Source organism: Ruegeria sp. CH6, assembly GCF_056537005.1.
Genome location: NZ_JBQFQS010000001.1, coordinates 449,960 through 475,020 on the forward strand (window position 1 = coordinate 449,960; position 25,061 = coordinate 475,020).

Genomic DNA, 25,061 nt, shown 5'->3' on the forward strand with positions numbered 1-25,061 from the left:
AAAGATGACATATGACTGCGCCTTGGGTAGAAGGTGAAAATGACGATCGATACACTCACCGTTCGCGGCAAGCTGACAAAACAGAAAAACCTTAACGACCTTACATGGCTGCGGGTCGGCGGTCCGGCGGATTACCTGTTCCAGCCCGCCGATCTGGAAGGCCTACAAAAATTCCTGCGCGATTTACCGACAGACGTTCCAATCTTTCCAATGGGCGTCGGCTCGAACCTCATTGTTCGCGATGGTGGGTTGCGCGCTGTAGTGATCCGTCTTGGTCGTGGCTTCAACGGCATCTCGGTCGAAGGCAATACGGTTACGGCGGGTGCCGCCGCATTGGATGCGCATGTGGCGCGCAAGGCAGCGGATGCTGGTGTTGACCTGACCTTTCTGCGCACCATACCCGGCTCGATCGGCGGTGCGGTGCGGATGAATGCCGGCTGTTACGGTAGCTACACAGCGGACGTTCTTCGCAAGGCCACGATTGTCACCCGAAAGGGAGAGGTTGTGGATCTTTTCCCCGAAGATCTGAACTTCCGCTATCGTCAGTCCGATCTGCCCGAAGGCGCCGTTCTGGTTTCTGCCACGCTCGAAGGGCCGTCGGGAGATGCGGAAGAACTGCATGCGCGCATGACAGCACAGCTGCAAAAACGTGACGAGACGCAACCGACCAAAGATCGCAGCGCTGGTTCGACATTCCGAAATCCGGCCGGTTTCTCATCTACTGGCCGGGCCGACGACGTCCACGACCTCAAGGCGTGGAAGGTAATCGATGATGCGGGGATGCGTGGTGCGACCAAAGGTGGGGCGCAGATGAGCCCGAAGCACTCGAATTTCATGATCAACACCGGAGAAGCCACCGCCGCCGACCTCGAAGGTCTGGGTGAAGAGGTGCGAAAAAAGGTTTACGAAACAAGCGGCATCACGCTAGAGTGGGAAATCATGCGGGTCGGTGAACCGCTGAAAGAATAAAGCCCTGGCCGTCAGACCAATAACAGGCAATTTAAGGCGACGGATCAAAGGCATAAACGCAGTATGGACCACCACATAAGGTCCAGGGACATTGAGGCGCACGTTGGGTATGTCGAGCAGGACAAACCCCAAAGTGGCGGTATTGATGGGTGGACCCTCGGCGGAACGCGAGGTGTCTCTCAGCAGCGGGCGCGAATGCGCAGCCGCCCTCAGGGGAGAAGGCTATGAAGTGGTCGAACTGGACGCAGGTCCCGACCTGTATGCGCGCCTTTTGGACATCAAACCGGATGTAGTTTTCAACGCCCTGCATGGCCGATGGGGTGAAGATGGCTGTGTACAAGGCCTGCTGGAGTGGATGCGTATCCCCTACACGCATTCAGGTGTTCTGGCCTCGGCTCTGGCCATGGACAAGCAGCGCAGCAAAGAGGTGTACGAGGCCGAAGGTCTGCCCGTTGTGCCCAGCGTGATTGTCCCCAAGGTTGAGGTGATCGAAGTTCACGTGATGGAGCCGCCCTATGTGGCCAAGCCTAATAACGAGGGCTCGAGCGTCGGTATCTACATCGTGCACGAAGGGTCGAATGGCCCTCCACAGCTGTCCGAGGATATGCCGGATCAGGTGATGGTCGAGAAATACGTTGCGGGTCGTGAACTGACCGTAACCGTAATGGGTGACCGCGCGCTGACCGTGACAGAAATCATGACGGATGGCGGTTGGTACGATTACGACGCCAAGTACAAGCCCGGCGGCTCGTGGCATGTATTGCCCGCCGAGATCCCGCAGGACATTTTTGATCGTTGCATGGACTATGCCCTGCGCGCCCATAACGCTTTGGGATGCAAGGGGGTCAGCCGTACCGACTATCGCTGGGATGACAGCATGGGCGCGGATGGGCTGTTCCTGCTGGAAACCAACACGCAACCCGGCATGACGCCAACGTCTCTGGTGCCAGAGCAAGCAGCGCATCTTGGTATGACCTTTGGTCAGCTCTGCGCCTGGATGGTGGAGGACGCCTCATGCGACCGCTGACCGCCACCCGGGCCCCCGTGATCCACAGATCCAAACAGCTGGCAGGGCCGGACGCAGATTTCAATGACGCCCCTCAGCCGGACAGTGCTGTCGCGCCGAAGCTACGGTTGCGCGGTGCGGGTCTGTTCGGTCGCAACTCCGGTCGCTCTGATCCGGCTCCATCGCGTTTCAGTTATCGTTTTCAACGGTGGATGCTGACGCCGGGCATTCGCCTTGGTGTGAAGGTCGGCCTGCCACTTTGCGCGATAGCCGCGGCTATGGGACTGTATTTTGCATCCAATGATCGGCGAGAGGCGGTTACCGCCTATATCGCGGATATTCGTACCTCAATTCAGGAACGTCCGGAATTCATGGTCAATCTGATGGCCATAGATGGCGCAGGCACGGGCCTGTCCGAGGATATTCGTGAGGTCGTGCCACTGGATTTCCCGATCAGTTCCTGGGATCTGGATGTCGAGCAGATCCGCGATGTGATCACCGGTCTCGATCCTGTGAAATCGGCAACGGTTCGTATTCGTCCGGGCGGTGTTCTGCAGGTTGATGTTGTCGAACGTCAGCCGGTTATCGTCTGGCGTACCCGCAATGGGGTCGAGCTGCTGGACGAAACAGGTGCGCATGTAAAGCCGGTCACGTCCCGGGCCGATCATGCGGGCCTTCCGCTGATCGCAGGGAAGGGAGCGGATCAGCACGTTTCTGAAGCGATGGAAATCCTCGCGACTTCGCGCAGCCTTGGGGATCGCGTGCGCGGTCTCGTCCGCATTGGCGAGCGGCGCTGGGATCTGGTTCTGGACCGGGGGCAGCGCATCATGCTGCCGGTTGAACGCCCGGTGCGTGCGCTCGAACGGGTGCTGGCTGTGAACGAGGTACAGGACCTTCTGGAGCGCGATGTGGCGGTTGTGGATATGCGCCTCGGACAGCGACCGACGATCAGAATGACCAAAGCCGCCAGCGAAGACTGGTGGAATACAAAAGTGACAGTGGGTAACGGGCAGTAACGAATATGATGACCGATCTTTATCAGTCCCAGCGGGCTATGCGGCAGATGCGCAGACAGGCGATGCAACGCGGGGTCGTTGCCATTCTTGATGTGGGCAGTTCCAAGATCGCCTGTCTCGTGCTGCGCTTCGACGGGACCGGTCGGCTGAGTGAGGACAATTCGATCGGCTCAATGGCCGGTCAGACGGGGTTCCGTGTCATCGGCGCGGCAACCACCCGATCGCGCGGAGTGCAATTTGGCGAAGTCACCGCCATGCAGGAAACCGAACGCGCAATCCGGACTGCTCTGCAAGCGGCACAGAAGATGGCTGACATTCGTGTTGACCACGTCATTGCCTGTTTCTCAGGTGCCAACCCGCGTTCCTACGGTCTGGATGCGCAGGTGGATCTCGAAGGTCAGCTGGTCACCGAGGCCGAGATCGGCCGGGTGCTGAACGCCTGCGACGTGCCGGACTATGGGGCAGGGCGCGAGGTGCTGCACGCGCAACCGGTGAATTTCGCGCTCGACAACCGTTCGGGTCTGATTGATCCGCGCGGACAGCTGGGCCAGTCGCTGGCGGTGGACATGCATATGCTCACGGTTGACGCCGTGGCGATCCAGAACATCGTGCGCTGCATCAAACGCTGCGATCTGGAGCTCGCGGGTATCGCCAACTCGGCCTATGTCTCGGGTGTCTCGGCGCTGGTCGAGGATGAGCAGGAACTGGGCGCAGCTTGTATCGACATGGGCGGCGGCACGACCAGCGTGTCGATCTTCATGAAGAAACACATGATCTACGCCGATTGCGTGCGCATGGGCGGTGATCACGTCACATCGGATATCTCGATGGGTCTGGGCGTTCCTGCATCGGTGGCCGAGCGGATCAAAACCTTTAATGGCGGGGTTCATGCCACGGGCGCGGATGACCGCGATCTGATTGATATCGGTGGTGACACCGGTGATTGGGAGCACGATCGCCGCACAGTAAGTCGTGCCGAGCTGATCGGCATCATGCGTCCACGTGTCGAGGAAATCCTAGAAGAAGTGCGTGTTCGCCTCGATGCTGCGGGATTCGAACATATGCCCAGCCAGCAGATCGTACTGACCGGTGGCGGCAGCCAGATTATGGGTTTGGACGGTCTGGCCAGCCGTATTCTGGGGCAGCGCGTTCGCCTTGGTCGCCCACTACGGGTTCATGGGCTTCCTCAGTCTGCAACGGGTCCAGGTTTTTCGTCTGCCGTGGGTCTCAGCCTGTTTGCAGCGCATCCGCAGGATGAATGGTGGGATTTCGAGATCCCGGTCGACACCTACGCGGCACGCCCGTTCAAGCGCGCCGTGCGCTGGTTCCGTGACAACTGGTAGGGTCATCCGTCGGGCCATCGCGGGGTTGCTGGCAGCCCTGCTGCCCGCTCATGCGTCGGCGCAGACCGTTATAACACCGGACGAGTTTCTGGATGCGGTCGTGGGTAAAACCATCAAGTTCTATGAGGTTCGCAGCGGTTTCCTTGTGGGGACCGAACAGTTTCTGAACCGATCAACTTCGGTCTGGCGAATGGAGGGGCGGGGATGTGTCTATGGTCAGATCACCACCCCGAATGGTCAGATCTGTTTTCTGTACGATGATGATCCCGACGGCATCCCGGTTTGCTGGTGGCCGTTCCTGCACGAAGATCGCCTGCTGGTTCGATTGGCCACGTTCCTGAACAGCGAAACGCAGGAGGTGCGCAGCATCACCGAGGATGATGTGAACTGTCCAAGTACCCCAATCAGCTAAAGATTCGGGTTGCGGTATCGAATTTTATCCCTCAAGATATCCACAGGGCCCGTCAGAGGCCTGGCGGCAGGACTGAGCAGTTTTCCGCAATACGATAGGATGCTCCGAAGCGTCGCATGTCTGTGGTTTTGCAGTCTGCGCCGGTCGGTTGCTTTGTGTTGTCCGGTTGCAAAACCGCAACATTTGCGCATCACAGCAAAATGACGCCGGATCAGGCCTTATTTCTTCCATATTTTGTGGGATCGCGCGATTTTTGGCGTGACCTTTGTGGATTCGAAAGGTAGAATCAAAGGCGGATAGGTAAGAAAAACACCGCTTTGGCGGGAACATAAATACAGGCGGACAGAGCATGACATTGAATCTTTCGATGCCCGGGCACGACGAACTGAAGCCTCGGATTACAGTATTTGGCGTTGGCGGCGCGGGCGGAAACGCCGTCAATAACATGATTGAAAAACAGTTGGACGGCGTCGATTTTGTGGTCGCCAACACAGACGCACAGGCACTGCAGCAAAGCCGTTCGTCAGCGCGGGTGCAGCTGGGCGTGAAAGTTACCGAAGGTCTGGGTGCAGGCGCACGTCCTTCGGTGGGTGCAAGCGCTGCCGAAGAAAGCATCGAACAGATCGTGGATCACCTGGCGGGCGCACATATGTGCTTCATCACTGCCGGCATGGGCGGTGGCACCGGGACCGGCGCCGCGCCGATCATCGCGCAGGCAGCGCGCGAGTTGGGGGTTCTGACCGTTGGTGTCGTAACCAAGCCGTTCCAGTTCGAGGGCGCAAAGCGCATGCGTCAGGCCGAAGACGGCGTTGAGGCGCTGCAAAAGGTTGTTGATACGCTGATCATCATCCCCAACCAGAACCTGTTCCGTCTTGCCAACGAAAAGACCACCTTCACCGAGGCCTTCTCGATGGCGGACGACGTTCTGCATCAGGGTGTCAAAGGTGTAACCGACCTGATGGTCCGCCCGGGTCTGATCAACCTCGACTTCGCGGACGTTCGCGCGGTGATGGACGAGATGGGTAAGGCCATGATGGGAACCGGTGAAGGCGAGGGCGAAGATCGCGCCATCCAGGCCGCGGAAAAGGCGATTGCCAACCCGCTGCTGGACGAGATCAGCCTCAAGGGTGCCAAAGGCGTGCTGATCAACATCACCGGGTCGCATGACCTGACCCTGTTTGAGCTGGACGAAGCCGCAAACCGCATCCGCGAGGAAGTGGACCCCGAGGCAAACATCATCGTTGGTTCGACGCTCGACACCGAGATGGAAGGTAAGATGCGGGTTTCGGTTGTTGCAACCGGTATCGACGCAAGCGAAACGCAGGCCGAAGTTCCGGTCGCGCGCCGCTCGATGTCTGCACCGCTGACCCGTACCGTTTCTGCCGAAGAGCCGGTACAGGACGAGGTAACCATTGAAGTTGCCGATCCGGTCCGGCAGCCCGAAGTAAACCGTGAGCCTTCCTTGTTTGAAGCGAGCGAAGAGCCAGCGCCGACCACATCGCAATTCGAGCCTCCAGCTGCTCAGCAGCAGGATGACGACGGGCTTCCACCGCCGGCCTATCAACCGCGCGTAGCTGAATTCGAACCGCAGCCTGAGGCAGTAGAGCCGGAACCGGAAAGCTATGTTGCCCCTCGCGCACCGGCGCCTGGTACACCTTCGCCAGAGGCTCTGCAGCGTCTGCAGGCAGCGGTTCAGAACGCCCCATCAAACGGGCATCGCCCGCGGGTTGCGCAACAGCCAGTGGCTGATGCCGTGCCGCGTCAGCCAGAGGCTGAAAGCCATGATCGCCCCCGTTTCGGGTTCAATCGTCTGATCGATCGCATGACAGGTCATGCCGCTGATACACCGGCCCAGCCAGTGCGTCAGCAGCCCGTGATGCGCCAGGCTGACGCTACGGCACCTGCGCATGACGAAGCCGATCCCGAGCAGGAACGTATCGAAATTCCGGCTTTCCTGCGTCGTCAGGCCAACTGATCGCGGTAACAAAATCTTAACAAAGGGCCGCCGTTTGGCGGCTCTTTTTTGTTTGTTTACAGGCTTGTAAGGGGGGGTAAGCAGGGTTTTGCCGATCTGTTGCAGAACTGTTTCATTCAGTTACAAAGAGTGAGTTGAGCCTTGATCCGCGCTTCCTTAACTGAGGGTCCAACACAGTCGTACAGGCTGGACACCACTCGCTGAGGTTCATTTTGCAACATACGCTCAAATCTTCGGTCACGTTCAAAGGCATCGGGCTGCACAGCGGCAAGCCTGCGACCATGGTCCTGAAACCGGCAGCCGCCGGGCATGGAATCTGGTTCAAGCGGACGGATATCGAACTGGGCAATGCGCTGATCCCTGCGATTTATGACGTGGTTGAGCGGACCCCGCTCTGCACCCGCCTCGTGAACGATGCCGGTGTGTCTGTTTCAACAATCGAGCATATCATGGCCGCGCTGGCCGGTTGCGGCGTGCACAACGCGCTGATCGAAATCGACGGACCCGAAGTTCCGATCATGGACGGGTCGTCGATCGAGTTTGTGCGCGGCATCATGTCGAAAGGCGTCCGCCGTCAGGCCAGCCCGGTTCTGGCCTACGAAGTGCTCAAGCCGATTACGGTCGAGCGTGAAGGTGCGCGTGCGTCGATCCGCCCTGCCGATGGGCTTGAGATCGAATTCCACATCGAATTCGAAGATGACGCGATTGGAAGCCAGACCAAGACGCTGGATATGCGCAACGGCGCTTTCGCACGCGAATTGTCCGATTGCCGGACCTTCTGCCGTCGCACCGATGTCGAAGCAATGCGTGACAACGGCCTGGCTCTGGGTGGTACGCTGGATAACGCTGTCGTTGTGCAGGGTGACGAAGTACTGACCCCCGGTGGCTTCCGCCACGCGGATGAGGCGGTGCGCCACAAGATGCTCGATGCGCTGGGTGATCTCTATCTGGCGGGCGGACCGATTCTCGGCCATTTCGTCGGTGAAAAATCCGGGCATTCGATGACAAATACGCTGCTGCGTAAGCTGTTCGAAACGCCTGGCGCGGTTCGTCCGGTTCTTTGCACACCGGAACAGGCTGCCCGTTTGCCCGGGCAAGGCCTTGTTATGGGCGAAATCCCCGAAGTAGCGTGATCTGATCAACTCTGGCGACAATTATGCCAGAGCGCGGATAAGGCGTTTTGCACCGGAATTTTATGTGCTAGACCGAAGCCCAATCCGGGGTTACCCAAAGAGACAAGACGACTAGGATGGGCGGTATGGTTGGCAGCAAAGCGGCAGTCAGGCTTGCGAGTGCGATTCTTCTGGCGGCTACTTTGACAGCATGCGGCAATGCAGGCGGGCTGTTTGGCAATAAAGGCGCAGATCGCACGCAGAATCTTGAAGGGTATACACCCGAACAGATTTACACCCGCGGCGAATACGAATTGGCGCAAAGTCGCCCGGACGATGCCGCGTGGTATTTCTCCGAAGTAGAGCGTCTGTATCCGTACTCGGATTGGGCCAAGCGCTCGCTGATCATGCAGGCGTTCTCGTTCCATTCGGACAAGAACTACGAAGAGAGCCGTGCATCAGCACAACGCTACATCGATTTCTATCCTACCGACGAAGATGCTGCATACGCCCAGTACCTGCTGGCGCTCAGTTATTATGACCAGATCGACGAGGTTGGTCGCGATCAGGGCCTGACCTTCCAGGCACTACAGTCGCTGCGTACCGTTATCGAAGTCTACCCCGACAGCGAATACGCCACTTCGGCGGTCCTGAAATTCGATCTGGCCTTCGACCATCTGGCGGGCAAGGAAATGGAGATCGGGCGCTACTATCTGCGTCAGGATCATTATACCGCCGCAATCAACCGATTCCGCGTCGTGGTCGAGGATTTCCAGACCACCTCGCATACGGCTGAGGCACTTTATCGACTGATCGAGGCTTATCTGTCCCTTGGCCTGGTGGATGAAGCACAGTCGGCAGGTGCGATTCTGGGTTACAACTACCAGTCTTCCGAATGGTACGATGCTGGCTACAAACTGCTGACCTCTCGTGGTCTGGATCTCAAGAGCCGTGGCAACAACTGGCTCAGCCAGATCTATCGCCAGACGGTCAAGGGTGAGTGGTTGTAGTCGCTATGGCTAAAGGCTTGGGACGCTAAAGACCCGATGCTTCGCGCCCTTGATATCCGCGACATGCTGATCATTGACCGGCTGGAACTCTCGTTTCAGCCGGGTCTGAACGCACTGACCGGCGAAACCGGCGCGGGCAAGTCCATTCTTCTGGATTCGCTGGGCTTTGTGCTGGGCTGGCGCGGTCGAGCCGAACTTGTCCGGCAAGGTGCTGCTCAGGGAGAGGTCGTGGCAGAGTTCGAACTCTCCAAAGATCATCCTGCACATGAGATTTTGGCCGAGGCCGGTTTGCCCGGTGGTGAGGAATTGATCCTGCGCCGTGTGAACACAGCCGAAGGGCGCAAGACCGCATGGGTCAATGACCGTCGATGCTCGGGCGAGGTACTGCGCGCTTTGTCAGAAACGCTGATCGAGCTGCATGGCCAGCATGACGACCGCGGGTTGCTCAATCCGCGTGGTCACCGCGCGATGCTGGACGATTATGCCGGGGCGGGGGATCACCTTGCTGCTGTTCGCGCTGCATGGTCTCAGATGTCACGCACCCGAAAGGCGCTAGCTGAAACCGAAGCCGCGCTTGAGGCCGTGCGTAGCGAAGAAGAATTCCTGCGTCACGCTGTTGCAGAGCTCGACCAGCTCGATCCGCAACCGGGTGAGGACGCTGATCTTGATGCGCGCCGCCGCATGATGCAGGGGGCCGAACGTATTCGCGATGACGTTGCCCGAGCCTTTGGCCTCTTGGGCGGTGATGGGGCCGAGGGGGCAATGTCTGATGCGATACGTTGGCTGGAAGGCGTATCCGATAGTGCCGGTGGCCAGTTGGAAGATCCCATCGCGGCTCTTGGGCGTGCGATGATCGAGCTGGGCGAGGCACAGGAAGGCGTAAATGCCTGCCTGCAGGCACTGGATTTCAATCCAACCGAGCTTGAGGCCGCCGAAGAACGTTTGTTCGCGATCCGCGCATTGGCGCGCAAGCATGATGTTGCCCCGGATGAACTGGGGACATTTGCGGACACCCTGCGTGACCGGCTGAACCGGCTTGAGGCGGGTGACGCCGATCTGGTGGACAAGCGGGCTGCAGTCGAAGCGGCTCAGGTTGCTTATGACGCGGCCGCTGCAGGTCTCAGCAATGCGCGTCGGGCGGCTGCAGGTCAGCTGGACGCGGCTGTAATGGCAGAACTGGCGCCGCTGAAAATGGAACGCGCAGTGTTTCAGACCGAAATCACCCCGGCAGAGCCCGGCCCCGAGGGGTGTGACGCAGTTGCATTCACCGTTGCCACCAATCCCGGCGCCCCCTCAGGTCCGTTGAACAAGATCGCATCAGGGGGTGAGCTCAGCCGCTTCCTGCTGGCGTTGAAAGTATGCCTCAGCGGTGACGACAGCGCCCGAACCATGATCTTTGACGAGATTGACCGTGGTGTTGGCGGCGCGACTGCGGATGCGGTTGGGCGGCGCCTCGCATCACTGGCTCAGGGTGGTCAGGTGCTTGTGGTTACGCATTCGCCGCAGGTAGCCGCCCGTGCCGCGCACCACTGGCGGGTGCAAAAACAGGTTACTGACGGCCAGACCCTTTCAACGGTGATTCCTCTGGCCGACCCGGATCGCGTGGATGAGATCGCCCGCATGGTTGCCGGGGACACCATCACGGATGAGGCCCGCGCTGCAGCCCGTGCATTATTGCAAGCCTGACGTTTCCTGGTTCGCAGACTGTCGTTAACCGTCTTTTATATGCGTGCTCCGTAGCTTACTAAGGGTCATAAGGTATTCCCAGAGGGCCAATGACCCAGTCGACCCGCACCGTTCTGCGCAACCAGCTCAATCAGGCTCTGGCCGCGATCAAGGACGCTTGGCGGGTCATGCGGCGGCGTGGCCCCAGTCAGATACAGTTCTGGTTCATCGCTCTGGCCATTGGGATCGCTGCCGGGTTCATGGCGCTCGGCTTCCGCAAAGCCATTCGCTCGTTGCAGGCCTATGTCTATCAGACCGAAGATATCCTGCTTCTGCACAGCCATGCCGAAAAGCTGCCTTGGTTCCTGATCTTCATTACGCCGGTAATCGGCGGTCTGATTGTCGGAAACATCCTGCACCGGTTTACCGATGACGGGCGCGTAAGATCGGTCGCGGATGTGATCGAAGGCGCTGCCGTCACCGATGGCAGGGTTGAGACCAAGGCGGGGATCGCCTCCTTCTTCGCCTCGCTCATCACGCTCAGCTCGGGTGGATCGACGGGCCGGGAAGGGCCGGTGGTCCATATGGCAGGGGTCATCTCCACCTGGGTCAGCAATCGGATCCACGCAGACGGCATCACCGGTCGTGACCTGTTGGGATGTGCGGTCGCCGCTGCCGTTTCGGCAAGCTTCAACGCACCCATTGCCGGCGCGCTTTTCGCGCTTGAGGTGGTGCTGCGCCACTTTGCAGTACATGCATTTGCCCCGATCGTGATCGCATCGGTAGCAGGCACGGTCATCAACCGTCTCGAATATGGTGACGTCACTGAATTCACACTAGAAACGCCGGGATCGCTGCAATTCTACGTCGAACTGCCTGCCTTCCTGATCCTCGGCCTGATCTGCGGTTTGGTATCCTTGCTGCTGATGCGCTCGATCTTCTTTGCCGAAGATATCGGAACGCATGTGCAAAACCGCCTGTCCCTGCCGCGATGGCTTCGCCCGGCGGTGTCCGGTGCAATGCTCGGCGTTCTTGCTGTCTGGTTCCCGCACATTATTGGCGTGGGGTATGAGACCACGATTCGCGCGCTGACCGGTGATCTTGTGCTGACGACGGCTATCCTGTTTGCAGTCATAAAAACCGTGGCCGTCGCGATCACAATGGGCGGGCGCATGGGCGGTGGCGTCTTCTCACCCTCGCTGATGATCGGTGCATTGACGGGCCTGGCCTTTGGTTTGATTGCCACCGGGTTGCTGCCGGATGTCTCTGGCACCCATACGCTATATGCCTTCGCTGGCATGGGTGCAGTTGCCGCGGCAGTATTGGGGGCGCCAATCTCGACCACGCTGATCGTCTTCGAACTGACAGGGGACTGGCAGATTGGTCTGGCCGTGATGGTATCGGTTTCGATGTCCACAGCACTGGCCTCGCGCCTTGTGGACCGGTCCTTCTTCCTGACACAGCTTGAACGCCGCAATGTCCACCTTGCGGCCGGTCCGCAAGCCTATCTTCTGGCGATGATGCGTGCCGGTGCCGTGATGCGCCCATTGGGTGATGCACGCTCAATCAGCAAGGAAGAGGCGCAGGAACTGATCGATCAGGGTCTCTGCGTGCAGGCCAGCGCGACACTCGAAGCAGCGATGCCCTATTTCGACCGCGATGACATCCCCTGCATCCCGGTTGTGATCGTTGACGAAGACGGTGCCGAAGACCCCGTAGGCGCACTCTATCACGTGGACGCACTCAAAGCTTACAATCGCGCATTGGCCGCGACCGCAGCGGAAGAGCATTCCTAAGAAAACTGATGAACATGAGCGAGGTCCCTCGCGGACCTCTAGGCTGAGAACACCACCAGAGTGTGATCAAGCCCCGCAAGCGCGTCTTCGATCCTCGGTGCAATGACCGACCAGTCACCGCCTGCAAGCCCCGCTCCGATCAATGGATATCCGATCCGCGCGTCTGCATAACTCTGTGCCACTAGGCGAAAACAGTTTTCGATTGCATCGTAATCGGCCTTCAGTCCGCGCCCTTTCCAATTGAACTGGGTATAGGCGTTCACAATGGTGAACCGGGTATCTGCCCTCTGGATCTGAGCTGTCGATATCGTGCCCAGCTTTGCCCTCTCGCCATAAGGGGTCGTTTTGTCCGCCTCCAAGGCCTCGGGAAATTTCTGCGCAATTGGCTTGGCAATCCCCGCACCCATCGTGTGAAAGCAGTTACAGCCATGGATTATGACGTCGAACTCGCCATCCAGCGCGAGTTGGATCAAATCACCTTTGACTGTCTGCATCACAATCTCCCTACTGAAGCCGAAACGCGATGATTGTGCTAACTGGTGTGTTGTTCTGACCCGGCTCGCTTCAAGGACCAGTCTTGAGCATAGCATTCGAAGGCTTCATCCCGAAAATAGAATATGAAATGCCTTTGGGCCTCGGGGTCCTCGTTGGTGATATTCCACTCAAGGTCGTCTTCAGATAGGTCATGGCCCTCTATTTCAAAAAACTCGCCCCATTGAGGGGCTGCTCCTGAATACCGACCGCGCCCTGAATACCAAGCTTCATCGTTTGTTGGGTCGACGCGCCAACGGCTACAGCCCTCGAAAACAAGCTCTGCTTCCTCGCCTTCAGCGGCTGAATAGGCAAAAGGGTTCAAAAAGAATGTCACCGAAACCAGCGCACCCGAGGCATGGATTCTGGGGCAGGGTGCGTTTGGTTCAGCGTTCCAGGTTTCGTTGAGGTGAAGAAAGGTCAACTCAGTCATAGTTTCTCCGTCAAGCGGATAGGACGCGAAACCGCCTTATGACTGTGCATAAAGACTACAGCTGTTCGACCTTTACCGAATCTCCGGCATAAAAGGCCAAATGATCCTTGATTTCACCAACCGCCGGGATCGGATCTTCATAGCTCCAGACGGCGTTTTCAGTCACGGACGACTTGTTCACGATGGAAAAGTGCGCGGCATCGCCCTTGTGCGGGCAGTGGGTCACCTTGTCGGTACGATCCAGAAAGGCCATCGCGATGTCCGAGCGCGGGAAATAGATCACGGGTTCAAGATCGCCTTCAAGCAACTCCAGCGCATTGGTCGTTTCGCCCAGAATTGCACCGCCCGAGCGTACACTCCATTTACCCGGCGCTTTGCGTATCGTGATGTGATCAGTCATTCCTGCTCCTTCCTTCGTCGTATCAGGGCCTCTCCTTTGCCCTTTCTATGTAACAGCCCGGTGTCAGACCGGCGCGGTTGCGGCATCCAACCACAGTTGCGCGTCATCGCCCAGCCTTGGCCTGATTTTTTCTGCAACGACCTGATGGTAGGCGTTCAGCCAAGACCGTTCTTCACGTGTCAGCATGTCCACCACGATCAGTCGCCGGTCTATCGGCACATAGGTCAATGTGCGCCAGTTCAGCATCGCACGCTCATCATCGCCACCTGGCAGGGCCGGCGCCTCTTCGACCACTACAAGGTTTTCGATACGGATGCCAAATGCGCCTTCGCGATAATATCCGGGTTCATTCGACAGGATCATGCCGGGTTCCAGCGGAACGTGACTGACCCGGGACAGGCGCTGTGGTCCTTCATGTACGCTCAGATAGGCTCCGACACCGTGGCCAACACCGTGGTTGAAATCCTGTCCGGCCAGCCACAGCGGCAGTCGCGCGACACATTCTATATCCCGGCCCGCCAGACCAACAGGCCAGCGCAGCATAGACATTGCGATCATGCCCTTGACGACGCGTGTGAAGCAGGTCTTTTCCTCATCTCCTACATCGCCGATCGCGATGGTTCGGGTGATGTCGGTGGTGCCGTCCAGATACTGACCGCCGCTGTCCAGCACCAGTAGATGTCCGCTCTCCAGCCGGCTGTCGGTCTCTTCGGTCACACGGTAATGCATGATCGCCCCGTTTGGCCCTGTGCCGGCGATCGTTTCGAATGAGATGTCCTGAAGCGCATTGTCTCTGCGGCGGCTTACTTCCAGCCGGGTGACCACCTGTGTCTCGGTCAGGGTTCCGGGCGCTTGCTTGTCCAGCCAGCACAGCAGCTCGATCACGGCAGCCGCATCCCGCAGATGCGCTTCGGCACTGCCGGCAATTTCGGCCTTGTTCTTGCAGGCTTTGGGCGGGGCGCAGGGATCGCCACCATCGACCATCCGCTCACCCAGTGCGTCCGCAACGATTTGAGGTAAGGTGCCGAGGTCTACTTGAACCTTGCCTGCCAGATTGCCGACGGCATCCAGAAACTCGCCCGGCTCGTGTTGCTTCACTTCGGGGCCGAAATGTTCCCCCAGCTCAGCCAGTTTCTGCGCGGCCATGAACAGATCAACCTGGCCATCCTCATGCAGGATCGCAAACCCATGTGCCACCGGATTACGCGGGATATCCGAGCCCCGGATGTTCAGCAGCCACATGATTGAATCAGGCAGCGTAATGACCGCCGCGGAATGCCCGTCCTCTTTCAAGGCTGCGGCAAGCCTGCTGATCTTGCTGTCAGCGCTTTCTCCGGCGAATTCGATCGGGTGCGCCTTGACCGGGTTCATCGGCGGGGCAGGCTGATCTTCCCACACCCGGTCCACCAGATTGTCACAGCGGACCAGTTCGACGCCGGTGCCATTCAGCTCTTTCTGCGCGCCAGAAATCTGCCCGGCAGAATGCAGCCACGGATCAAATCCAACCTTGCCACCTTGCGGCAATTGTTCTTTCAGCCATGCGCTCAGACTGACATCAGGCCATGGCACGGGCGTATAGTCGCTGGCTACTTGCGCCTTGACTTGAGTGCGATAGCGCCCGTCGATGAAAACCCCGGCGACATGTGTAAGCGCTGCACAAAACCCGGCAGAACCTGTAAAACCAGTCAGCCAGGCCAGCCGTTCATCCCGGGGGGCCACATATTCCCCCTGATGCGCATCCGCACGGGGAATCAGGAACCCGTCCAGACCCTCACGCGCCAGTTCTTCGCGTAGGGCAGCCAGACGTGGCGGCCCCTGTTCCGGGCGTGCGGTAACTTCGAAGGACTGGAACATGCTGGCCTCATTCTTGTCTCGATGCGGCGAACCTGAGGCCTGCGACGGCAAATGTCCAGCACCTCGGCCCGTCACTCATCTTCGGCGTTCAGAAAGCCTTGCAACGTCTCGATATAGGTGTCGTAGACGTCATTGCCGGGCAGGGGGATGTGATTTGCGGTTTCCAGAATGACCAAGGATGCATCGGGAATGCCTGCCGCCAGCTTTCGCGCCTCGGACAGGGGATGTACCGCACTGTTGCGCCCATGCAGGACCAGAGTAGGGCATTGCACCTGTGGCAACAGATGCAGAACCGAGGCCGTGTTGCCGCTGTCACGCTGATATAGTTTCTGCTCGACAGAATAGAGCGCCTGCATCTCGCCCACAATTTCACGAACGGTTTCCAAAGGCCCTTCTGGGAAATAGCTCAGCAGTGATCCCACGGCATATCCGCTGCCGGGGTTTTTCCAGCCCTCGATGATCAGGTTACGGATCGAATCCGGCCCAGCGACGCCTTCGCGGTGATCACGCCCCTCGGCCCAGCCACCAACTATTGCCAGCCTGCTGACGCGTTCCGGATACTTCGTGGCGAACTGCAGGGCTGAGAAGATGCCGCCGAACTCCGAAGCAATGGCAAAGCGATCAAAGCCTGCGGCCTGCGTCACGGCCAGAATATCCTCTGCCACCCCCTCGTAATTGGCCCGGCATGGATCGCCCCAATGGGACTGGTGGCTTTTGTTGTAACGCAACATCGTGAACTTTGCGTCCATCACACTAATGTAGGCGCGCTCGGAGGCCAGTCGCCATTCTGCCTCAAGATCATAGACGATAGATCCAACCCTCAGAACCGGAGGGCCCTCTCCAGACACGGCAAAGGCAATTGCCTGACCATCGTGACCTCGGGTGTATTTCAGCTGCTGTGTCTTATGTTCGCTGTGTTGTGCAGGTTCTGAATCGCGGCTGACTTCAGCCGCCATCTGCAGGCCACGACGCACGATCGTCCGGATGATCCGCTGCGTCTTGCCATCATCGCCCACCGCCTTGCGCGCCGCAGCGATGCGGGCGCTTATGGTCGATTCCGAGACAAAGCGACCATGCCAGACCCGCTCGATGATCTCTTCGCGTGCAACCAGCTTGCCGGGGCTTTCAACCAGCAACTCCAGCAGATCAAAGACCTGAGGTTCAACCGGAACGGTTTCGCCCCCGCGCAACAGCACGTGGCGGTCAACGTCCAGAATACAATCTGCAAACTCATAGCGCATGGGCTGAATACACTCCGTTTCGATTGGGGCCACAAGGTTCAATGGCATTCCCAAAGGTTTCTCGGGGGTTTCTCAGGATTGTCTTCAAGCGAGAGGGCAGCGCCGTTGCCAAATTAGAGGCAACAAACAGGAGCTTCAGATGATGCCACCCTTCGATATCGCGTTATTGCACCACAAGGCCGTTCGCCACAGACACAATAATACCCAGCCCCGAAATGCTCCGACAAACGGATCGTCAATCTGGGGCTGGTTACTTGGGATGCTATCCCGCCCGGCAGGGCGGCGTCAACGGATCTAGCTGGCCCGCTTCATTCCCATAACCCGAGCTCGCGCCCGCGGGTCGCTGTCGAACAGAGCCGCCAGCTGCTCGGTCATCGCACCCGCCAGTTGCTCGACATCGGTGATCGTGACCGCACGATCGTAATAGCGGGTCACGTCGTGACCGATACCAATCGCAAGCAGTTCGACCATCTTGCGTTTTTCAACCATCGCAATCACGTCACGTAGGTGTTTTTCCAGATAATTCGCAGGGTTAACGCTCAGAGTTGAATCATCAACCGGCGCACCGTCTGAGATTACCATCAGAATCTTGCGCTGCTCGCGCCGCGCTAGCATCCGGCGATGGGCCCATTCCAGGGCTTCGCCGTCGATGTTTTCCTTCAGCAGGCCTTCTTTCATCATCAGACCCAGATTGGGTCGCGCACGACGCCAAGGGGCGTCCGCACCTTTGTAGATGATGTGGCGCAGGTCATTCAGACGACCGGGCTGCTGTGGGCGTCCATCGTTCAGCCAGGCCTCACGCGCCTGACCGCCTTTCCACGCCCGCGTGGTAAAGCCCAGAATCTCGACCTTCACATTGCACCGCTCCAGCGTCCGGGCCAGAACATCGGCACAGATGGCGGCGATTGAGATCGGGCGTCCCCGCATCGAGCCCGAGTTATCCAGCAGAAGCGTCACCACGGTATCGCGGAACTCGGTGTCTTTTTCGACCTTGAAGCTTAGCGGCGTGGTCGGGTTCGCCACGACACGTGCCAGACGGCCTGCGTCCAGAATGCCTTCCTCGCGGTCGAACTCCCAGCTGCGGTTCTGTTGCGCCTGCAACCGGCGCTGCAGTTTGTTGGCCAAACGGCTTACCGCACCCTTTAGCGGCTCAAGCTGCTGGTCCAGATAGGCCCGCAACCGCTCCAACTCTGCCGGTTCGGCCAGATCTTCAGCGGCAATTTCCTCATCGTAGGTGCTCAGATAGACTTTGTAGTCCGGATCAGCCTCGGATGCTGGCGGCGGGGCAGGTGGCTCCAGCGGGGCCTCACCCTCGGGCATCTCAGCCTCTTCGCCCATCTCATCCTCGGCCATCTCGTCCATCGAGACCTGTGCCTGAGATTGATCCTGCTGCTCTTCCTGAGTCTGCTCAGGAGAGGCGTCGGCTTCCTGTTCGTCCTGATCGTCCTGACCGGTGCTGTCTGGATCGGGTTGTTCTTCGGCGTCGTCCTCGGCCTGATCCTCCTGATCCTCATCCAGCTCATCCGGGTCGTCGCCCAGCTGATCGCCGTATCCCAGATCCTTGATCATCTGGCGGGCGAATTTGGCGAATTCGGCCTGATCCGAGAGCACCTCGTCAAGGTTCTCCAGCACGCCACCGGCCTGTTCCTCGATGAAACCACGCCACAGGTTCATGACATTCTCAGCCGCAGGGGGCAGGTCGCGCCCAGTCGCCAGATGTCGGATCAGATAGCCCGCAGCAACGGACAAAGGCGCCTCGGCAGGCTGCTTGCACTGGTCATACCCGCGCCGCAACGCTTCATGCCCGATCTTGACGTCAATGTTGGACGCGGTGCCGGGCATATCCCGGGCACCCATCGCCTCGCACCGAGCGGTCTCCATCGCTTCATAGAGATCCCGCGCCATATCACCCGGAGGCGCATAGCGGTTATGGGTCGCGTCATCATGGTATCTGCGCTGCAACGCCAGAGCATCCGCCGTACCGCGCGCCAGCAATACCTCTTCACGGGTCATCCGGCGGCTGACCTGAGGCAGACGCATCGATTCACCCGACAGGCCCGACGGGTCGACCGTATAGCTTACCGACAGCTCAGGATCGTCAGCCATGACCTTGGTGGCTTCGGCCAGCGCTTTTTTGAACGGATCGGCGGGGTTGTCGTTTGGTTTACTCATCGCAAAGAAACTCCCCCAGAGCAGGTTGGTACAAGATCAAGTTCGTGTCAGACTTGCCCTCAGGAGCAAGGCCAACTGGTTTGTTAAGTAAGTTTCCCAATTGTCTCATCAAATTGAGAACCCTGTCGATATCAGTCGGCAGCGAGAGTTGCCTTGGATCAATACTAAACTCGATTTCATCTTCACAGTAGAAATTGCAGGTCAGAATTATCGGTCCATGAAGTTTGAGGCTTAGGTTTATAAGGCTTTCTTCGCTAGCATCCTCGAAAACACGGGAGACATCGAGGTGTTCCTGGTCTTCGATCGTTTGGTTGGTTCTGTCTGTCAGATCTGATGTGTGTAGAAACTCTAGAACCCGGTTCCATTCCAGTTTGGTCGTACCCGTAACGCGAATGTCGATCAGGAGACCGTCTTCAACCAACTCAGAGAGAACTCGTGAGTTGATTAAAAAAGACGTGGTACTGGAAGATGCCAAGGTACCTTCCGACATTATCCCAAGCTGACACTCGCCGCGCTTTCCGGCAATTCTTCGTCAAAGCAGCGCTGATAGAACTCGGCCACGGTCTGACGCTCCAGCTCATCACACTTGTTCAGGAAGGACAGGCGGAAGGCATAGCCTACATCGCGGAAAATCTCGGCGTTCTGGGCCCAGTTGATCACGGTCCGCGGGCTCATAACGGTGCTCAGGTCACCGTTCATGAAGGCGGTCCGGGTCAGGTCGGCAACGGTAACCATCTGGCTAACGGTCTTGCGGCCCTCGGCGGTGTTATAAAGCGGCGCCTTCGACAGAACGATCATCGTTTCCGCATCATGGCTCAGGTAGTTCAGGGTCGAAACCAGCGACCAGCGGTCCATCTGCGCCTGGTTGATCTGCTGCGTGCCGTGGTACAGGCCAGTTGTGTCGCCCAGACCAACGGTGTTCGCGGTGGCGAACAGGCGGAAGTTCGGGTTCGGCGTGATGATCTCGTTCTGGTCCAGAAGGGTCAGCTTGCCGTCATGCTCCAGCACGCGCTGGATCACGAACATCACGTCCGCGCGGCCCGCGTCGTATTCGTCGAACACGATGGCAACTGGGTTGCGCAGGGCCCAGGGCAGGATGCCTTCGTGGAATTCGGTGACTTGCTTGCCGTCGCGCAGCTTGATCGCATCTTTACCGATCAGGTCGATCCGGCTGATGTGGCTGTCGAGGTTCACGCGCACGGCGGGCCAGTTTAGGCGGGCAGCGACCTGTTCGATATGGGTCGATTTACCTGTGCCGTGATAGCCCTGAATCATCACGCGGCGATTGTGCGAAAAGCCCGCCAGAATCGCCAGTGTGGTTTCAGGGTCGAACTTGTAGGTCGGGTCAATTGCAGGCACGCGGTCGCTGCGCTCGGCAAAGCCTTTGATTGCCATGTCGGTATCAATACCGAACACTTCACGGACCGAGATTTCTTCGGTGGGTTTTGCGTTGATATCAATCGATCCGTCAGCCATATGCCTTGTCCTTATCCTTTGGCCCGTTCACCGGGTATGAACCCGTGTGTGGTGCAACATATTGCGGACAAGGGCAAGGGAAAGCGGCGCAGGCATTGGCCTAGCAGGGTGTTTCTTTCAAACTGGCCTTATCGTCATGCGATATTGGTCATTCAAGAATGGCTTCGCGTACCCGAACCAGACTGCGCTCATCGACAAATCGTGGGGTCGATCGCATGTAATCCTGAAACGCGCGGCCATAGCCCTGCAGCAACCAACGCTCTTCGTTCAGCACGAACAGGAAATAGATCACAAAAAGGATCAGCGCCAACGCCAGGGTAACCCACGACCCGCTGGCGATCCCCAAACCAACCGTGGCCAAGACCGAGGTTACGTATTGGGGATTGCGCGAATAGGCGTACATGCCGCCGGTCACCAGCCCTTCGCTTTCGCAATAGGTGTTGTCGAGCCCCAGAAATCGATAGCCCCACAGGGTAATCCCAAAGGAAAGAACCATGATCGGAACTCCGATCACATAGCGTATCCAATGACCCCAGCCGTTCATCCAGACCTCGCTTAGCGCGAATACAACGGTCGCTCCGCAAAACAGCCTGAACAGACCAAAGGCCGTATGGTGCCGCCATCCGCTGGCGCTGGGCCAAAGCCCAAGGCGAGGCAGACGCAGATTTAGGGCTAGATATCCGCTCAGCAAAACGGCCGAGCAAAAGGCAACCAAAAGAGCAGTCGTATGTACCAGAGAAATCAGATGTTCCATATCGCGTTCCATTTGGACCAGTCACGTATAGTTCGGATATGGGCCTTGTCTGCGACCCATGTGACAGGCCGTAACAAGGCTTTGTAACAAGTTGAGGACGACTACGGCGATGACCTGAAACCGGTCGGGTATGCGCCGGACAATGCGCGCAAATTTGTCAAATAGCCTAAAAATCTATATCATAAATTCAAATAGATTAATCTTTTGGGTTATGGGGTGGTGGCACATATGCCTTCGACCTGACGCTGTTGTTTCCGGCGACCCAAACTTGGTGCTGGTAATGTTGGGTATTGGTCATGGTTTCGACGCCTATTGATCCGTTTGACGCGGTGATCCTCACGATATCAGGTGATACAACGGGGACGGTAACCGGCGACCCCCCGCTGCCTGCGACCGGAGATCTCGACGGCACCATCGGTGTTCCAAATCAAAACTGGACGCCAATCGGAACATTCTGGGAAATATCGGATCCTCCGGATTTTGGTACAGCTTCGATTAACCCCTTCACGGGCGAATGGACCTATGAAGTGGATCCCGCTTACTACGATAGTCTCGATCCCGGAGATATCGTGACCGATACCTTTGTTGTTCGGGGCGTAGGGGTTGCGCTCAATCCAGGCGGCAATCTTATTGGAGGTGAAGCATTTCAAACAATCACGATTCAGATCGAGGTTGTCTGTTTCGCATCTGGAACGTTGATCGATACACCAATAGGCCCCGTACCTGTCGAGCGGCTTGAACCGGACGACCTCGTGCTGACGATGGATCGAGGGGCGCAACCGATCCGATGGGTGGAATCCGCCCATCTCGGCCCGGAGCGTTTGGCAGAGAACCCGAAATTGTGCCCGGTTGAGATCGCGAAAGGAGCTTTGGGTCCAAATTTACCGTCCCGAACCCTGCGCGTATCACCACAGCATCGCATGCTGGTGAATGGTCCCCTTGTCGAGCTGTTGTTTGGGGAAACGGAAACGCTGGTCGCAGCTTGTCATCTGGTTGGGCTGCCTGGGATACGCATGATTAAGCCGCAAGACGGCGTGACATATGTTCATGTTTTGCTGGATGATCATGAAATACTGTTCGCCGAGGGCGCACCGTCTGAAAGCCTGTATCTTGGTGATGAGGCGCTTGTTGCCATGAGCTCCGAGGGCCTGCAGGAACTGGGTGAGATATTCGGATCAAAGCTGGACAGACTGCAGCAGGGTTTCCCGTCTCTCGCGCGCCGGGCGCTCAGATCGTATGAGGCCAGAGTGTTGGTCTCAGAAACTTCAGCGGCAGAACACTGTGTTTGAGATCCGATTTCCTTAATAGCTCAGCAGGAAAGAACCGAGGTTAGGGCGACCAAAAGAGCAGTCGTATGTATCGGCGAAATCAGATGCTCCATATCGCGTTCCATTTGGGCCAATCCAGTACAGTTCAGATATGGGCCCTGTCTGCGACCCATGTGACAGGCGGTAACAAGGCTTCTTAACAAGTTGAAGCACTCAGGTATCAGTCCGACCATGAGGTGACGCTGCTCGCACACGCGCCAAAATCTCTGGATGAAAATTATCCGCTCGAATATCACGATATCAGCCGATATGACTTGTTTGTTCGAAGTGTTTTCAAGGACCAAACGCAATTGAATAAGACTGTTACCAATCCAGAAAGACTGGAGAATCTGGACACACTGATCAGGCTTGTCACGGCACGTGTTTCATCCAGTCGTGACTTCAAAAGGGCCGTGGGCACATTGTCGGAAGATCTGGATTTCGTCGCTGGTACGTTGCGCAATGATCCCGAATCGTGGCGCATGAACCGGGCGTTCCACCTTATTCATGTGCCAAGCTTCATCGCGGTCATGTCGATGCTTGACGAGATTGATCAGATGTCGTCGGTCACCGAAGATGAGGTGCATCAGGTTCTGGCTTCGGTAAATCGCGCGGCTTCGTTGGCCAAGGACGCTCGGCAGCGTATCGAGCAGGCAAATCTGACGGATGCCAAAGTCGAAATCGAGGTGCTGGCTGAATATGCGCCACAACCTGCGAAACCCTTTCAGAAGGCTTCGAGATTCACGCGTGCCTTCGACAGTATTGCTTCGGTTTCAGAGAGCGTTTGGGACGGTGCCAAGTCAGGGGCGACCGCCGTTCCCGGTATTGTCGGGAATCTGCAAGAGGGGGTGTCTGACACCGTGTCGCGTGCGGCCTCTGTTCCTAAACTGGCCGTAAATTTTCAGAAATCACTGTCCGGAACCCTGTCCGACAACATATCAAAGCCGATTTCGATGCGATTGAAGGCGAGTGGTCGCGCTCTGGAACATGGTGTAGGCGCTGGCGTTGGTTTGGGGGTAATCGTCGGGGTTCTGTGCCCACCTCTGTTGCCGCTCACTGCAGGCGGCGCAGTGCTTGCCGCGATGCGGGCATGGCGCAACGAAATGAACGATGCGCGTGAGCTGAACGAAGCCGAAAGGCAACAACGTATAGCCGAGCTTCAACGAGAAAGAACCGAAGCGCTCAAACAGCTGACGCACGGCTCTGCCGCACTTCAGATGGAAACCGAAGATCTCAGCATGACAATGGATGTCGAGACGGGTGAAGCGGATGCCGTGCTGCTCAAAGGCGAATACACCGGTCGTACGTGGTCAAGCCTGACCGCGATGGAAAAGGCAGATGCGGGACTGACTTTGGTTGAAGGCGCCAATAACCTGCTCAGTATTCTGGAACTCGCAACAAGTGACTGACAGGGATTGCGCTTCTTTAGGCGCTGATCCTGTTGAAGTATGGCGCAGCAGTCATGCCGCTGGACTGATCGCCTCAATGATACGACAACTGGAAATCGTGCCGCTTCCCTGACACTGGCTGGAAATGCTCTGTAGTTCTTCTTCCAGTGCCTGCAGATCCGCGATCTTGGTCTGAATGTCCTGCAAGTGCCTTCTCGTCAGTGCATCCACTTCGGCGCACGAGCGTTCAGTATCTTCGGCCAGATCGGCCAGTTCCCGAATCTGATCCAGCGAAAACCCAAGCGCCCGGCAACGCCGGATAAAGCGCAAGCGGTTTAGTTCTGCGGTACCATAAATCCGGTAATTCCCTTCGCTGCGGCCAGAGTTCTGCAGCAAGCCGATCTTCTCATAGTAACGGATGGTGACCACCTTGGTGCCCGTGTCACGGGCCAGATCACCAATTCTGAAGGCCTCGGTTTTCATCGCTTGACCCTATAGTTGCTATAGACACTATACCTCATGTGAACCCTGATTAAAGGACCTCAATTTGCCTTGCTGTTCACATGATACCTGCGCCTCGGGCGCGGTTGCCGCGGGTAAGTACCGCACCGTTCTCTGGATCGTGTTGGTGATCAACGCGACCATGTTTCTGGTTGAAATCATTGCCGGCCTCGCCGCCGGTTCTGCCGCTTTGCAGGCGGATGCGTTGGATTTCTTTGCTGATGCTGCCAACTACGGCATCAGCCTGTTCGTTCTGGGCATGTCCCTGCGTTGGCGCGCCAGCGCGGCGCTGATCAAGGGCGCCTCAATGGGGCTGTTCGGATTGTGGGTCATTGGTACCGTCATTTGGCATACCCTGAACGGAACCGTGCCATCATGGGGAACAATGAGCGTTGTCGGAATGGTGGCCCTGATCGCAAACGCCGCCTGTCTGGCGCTGCTTTTTACGTGGCGCGACGGCGATTCCAACATGCGCTCGGTCTGGATCTGCTCACGCAATGACGTGGTCGCCAATTGCGCTGTCCTCGCTGCGGCTCTGGGCGTGTTCGGCACAGGCACGGGCTGGCCTGATATCTTAGTTGCTGGTGTTATGGCTCTGCTTGCCCTGCAAGGTGCAGACACTGTTATCCGGCAGGCACTGGGCGAACTGAAACACTCAAACAAAGAAACGCAGGCCCCAACCACACCTTAAAACGGGAAG

Annotated in this window: 23 protein-coding genes; 13 read left to right on the plus strand and 10 right to left on the minus strand. The window is 57.8% G+C overall.

All coding sequences use genetic code 11. The features are described from left to right. Positions 1-39 precede the first annotated feature (39 nt). From murB to ACR0CW_RS02390, 10 genes are all read left to right on the plus strand, one after another. A complete protein-coding gene (gene murB, locus ACR0CW_RS02345) occupies positions 40-969 on the plus strand; it encodes a UDP-N-acetylmuramate dehydrogenase (protein WP_480786688.1) in 930 nt (309 codons plus the stop codon). Positions 970-1,078: 109 nt separating this feature from the next. Continuing rightward, complete coding sequence (locus tag ACR0CW_RS02350; RefSeq protein ID WP_480739285.1) at positions 1,079-1,996, plus strand: D-alanine--D-alanine ligase; 918 nt, start codon at positions 1,079-1,081, stop codon at positions 1,994-1,996. Further along, entirely contained in the window at positions 1,984-2,991 is a 1,008-nt protein-coding gene (locus ACR0CW_RS02355) for a cell division protein FtsQ/DivIB (RefSeq protein ID WP_480786689.1), read from the plus strand. The genes ACR0CW_RS02350 and ACR0CW_RS02355 overlap by 13 nt, the downstream gene beginning before the upstream one ends. An 8-nt stretch (positions 2,992-2,999) precedes the next feature. Then, positions 3,000-4,334 carry a cell division protein FtsA gene (gene ftsA / locus ACR0CW_RS02360; protein ID WP_155147583.1) on the plus strand — a complete coding sequence of 445 codons (1,335 nt, stop codon included), beginning with the start codon at positions 3,000-3,002 and terminating at the stop codon, positions 4,332-4,334. After that, entirely contained in the window at positions 4,321-4,746 is a 426-nt protein-coding gene (locus tag ACR0CW_RS02365; protein ID WP_480786690.1) for a hypothetical protein, read from the plus strand. Before ftsA ends, ACR0CW_RS02365 begins: the two co-directional genes overlap by 14 nt. A gap of 349 nt (positions 4,747-5,095) precedes the next feature. After that, positions 5,096-6,721, plus strand: a complete 1,626-nt coding sequence (gene ftsZ, locus ACR0CW_RS02370; RefSeq protein ID WP_480786691.1) for a cell division protein FtsZ — start codon at positions 5,096-5,098, stop codon at positions 6,719-6,721. A 212-nt stretch (positions 6,722-6,933) separates the two neighbouring features. Next, positions 6,934-7,854 (plus strand): UDP-3-O-acyl-N-acetylglucosamine deacetylase, encoded by a 921-nt coding sequence (gene lpxC, locus ACR0CW_RS02375; RefSeq protein WP_155147368.1) that lies wholly within the window; start codon positions 6,934-6,936, stop codon positions 7,852-7,854. A 125-nt stretch (positions 7,855-7,979) separates the two neighbouring features. Next, the gene (locus ACR0CW_RS02380) at positions 7,980-8,843 is read left to right on the plus strand and encodes an outer membrane protein assembly factor BamD (RefSeq protein ID WP_155147370.1); all 864 of its coding nucleotides are present in this window, start codon (positions 7,980-7,982) and stop codon (positions 8,841-8,843) included. Positions 8,844-8,879: 36 nt separating this feature from the next. Beyond that, positions 8,880-10,529, plus strand: coding sequence for a DNA repair protein RecN (recN, locus tag ACR0CW_RS02385; RefSeq protein WP_480786692.1), 1,650 nt, complete (start codon positions 8,880-8,882; stop codon positions 10,527-10,529). 89 nt (positions 10,530-10,618) lie between these two features. Further along, positions 10,619-12,304: a chloride channel protein gene (locus ACR0CW_RS02390; protein WP_480786693.1), complete on the plus strand. Its 1,686-nt coding sequence runs from the start codon at positions 10,619-10,621 to the stop codon at positions 12,302-12,304. A gap of 38 nt (positions 12,305-12,342) precedes the next feature. Here ACR0CW_RS02390 and ACR0CW_RS02395 read toward each other — a convergent pair whose 3' ends face one another. From ACR0CW_RS02395 to ACR0CW_RS02435, 9 genes are all read right to left on the minus strand, one after another. Continuing rightward, a complete protein-coding gene (locus ACR0CW_RS02395; protein WP_480786694.1) occupies positions 12,343-12,798 on the minus strand; it encodes a macro domain-containing protein in 456 nt (151 codons plus the stop codon). 38 nt (positions 12,799-12,836) lie between these two features. Beyond that, a complete protein-coding gene (locus ACR0CW_RS02400) occupies positions 12,837-13,268 on the minus strand; it encodes a hypothetical protein (protein WP_480786695.1) in 432 nt (143 codons plus the stop codon). 55 nt (positions 13,269-13,323) lie between these two features. Then, on the minus strand, positions 13,324-13,668 hold the full coding sequence (locus ACR0CW_RS02405; RefSeq protein WP_155147382.1) for a DUF427 domain-containing protein: 345 nt from the start codon (positions 13,666-13,668) through the stop codon (positions 13,324-13,326). A 63-nt stretch (positions 13,669-13,731) separates the two neighbouring features. After that, on the minus strand, positions 13,732-15,522 hold the full coding sequence (locus ACR0CW_RS02410) for an aminopeptidase P family protein (protein WP_480786696.1): 1,791 nt from the start codon (positions 15,520-15,522) through the stop codon (positions 13,732-13,734). Positions 15,523-15,593: 71 nt separating this feature from the next. Then, positions 15,594-16,811, minus strand: a complete 1,218-nt coding sequence (locus ACR0CW_RS02415; RefSeq protein ID WP_480786697.1) for an alpha/beta hydrolase — start codon at positions 16,809-16,811, stop codon at positions 15,594-15,596. 246 nt (positions 16,812-17,057) lie between these two features. Further along, entirely contained in the window at positions 17,058-18,935 is a 1,878-nt protein-coding gene (gene cobT / locus ACR0CW_RS02420; protein WP_155147388.1) for a cobaltochelatase subunit CobT, read from the minus strand. Continuing rightward, positions 18,928-19,425 carry a hypothetical protein gene (locus tag ACR0CW_RS02425; RefSeq protein ID WP_480786698.1) on the minus strand — a complete coding sequence of 166 codons (498 nt, stop codon included), beginning with the start codon at positions 19,423-19,425 and terminating at the stop codon, positions 18,928-18,930. The genes cobT and ACR0CW_RS02425 overlap by 8 nt, the downstream gene beginning before the upstream one ends. Then, on the minus strand, positions 19,425-20,411 hold the full coding sequence (gene cobS, locus ACR0CW_RS02430; RefSeq protein ID WP_155147392.1) for a cobaltochelatase subunit CobS: 987 nt from the start codon (positions 20,409-20,411) through the stop codon (positions 19,425-19,427). The genes ACR0CW_RS02425 and cobS overlap by 1 nt, the downstream gene beginning before the upstream one ends. Positions 20,412-20,559: 148 nt before the next feature. Beyond that, positions 20,560-21,165, minus strand: coding sequence for a methyltransferase family protein (locus ACR0CW_RS02435; RefSeq protein WP_480786699.1), 606 nt, complete (start codon positions 21,163-21,165; stop codon positions 20,560-20,562). A 296-nt stretch (positions 21,166-21,461) separates the two neighbouring features. Here ACR0CW_RS02435 and ACR0CW_RS02440 point away from each other — a divergent pair, with 296 nt between their 5' ends. Continuing rightward, complete coding sequence (locus tag ACR0CW_RS02440) at positions 21,462-22,454, plus strand: Hint domain-containing protein (protein ID WP_480786700.1); 993 nt, start codon at positions 21,462-21,464, stop codon at positions 22,452-22,454. Between the two features lie 329 nt (positions 22,455-22,783). After that, a complete protein-coding gene (locus ACR0CW_RS02445) occupies positions 22,784-23,881 on the plus strand; it encodes a hypothetical protein (RefSeq protein WP_480786701.1) in 1,098 nt (365 codons plus the stop codon). Between the two features lie 51 nt (positions 23,882-23,932). Here the strand turns inward: ACR0CW_RS02445 and ACR0CW_RS02450 are convergent, their stop codons facing one another. Continuing rightward, a complete protein-coding gene (locus tag ACR0CW_RS02450) occupies positions 23,933-24,343 on the minus strand; it encodes a MerR family transcriptional regulator (protein WP_480786702.1) in 411 nt (136 codons plus the stop codon). Positions 24,344-24,407: 64 nt separating this feature from the next. On the opposite strand from ACR0CW_RS02450, the gene ACR0CW_RS02455 reads away from it, so the two are divergent. After that, complete coding sequence (locus tag ACR0CW_RS02455) at positions 24,408-25,052, plus strand: cation efflux transmembrane domain-containing protein (protein WP_480786703.1); 645 nt, start codon at positions 24,408-24,410, stop codon at positions 25,050-25,052. Positions 25,053-25,061 lie beyond the last annotated feature (9 nt).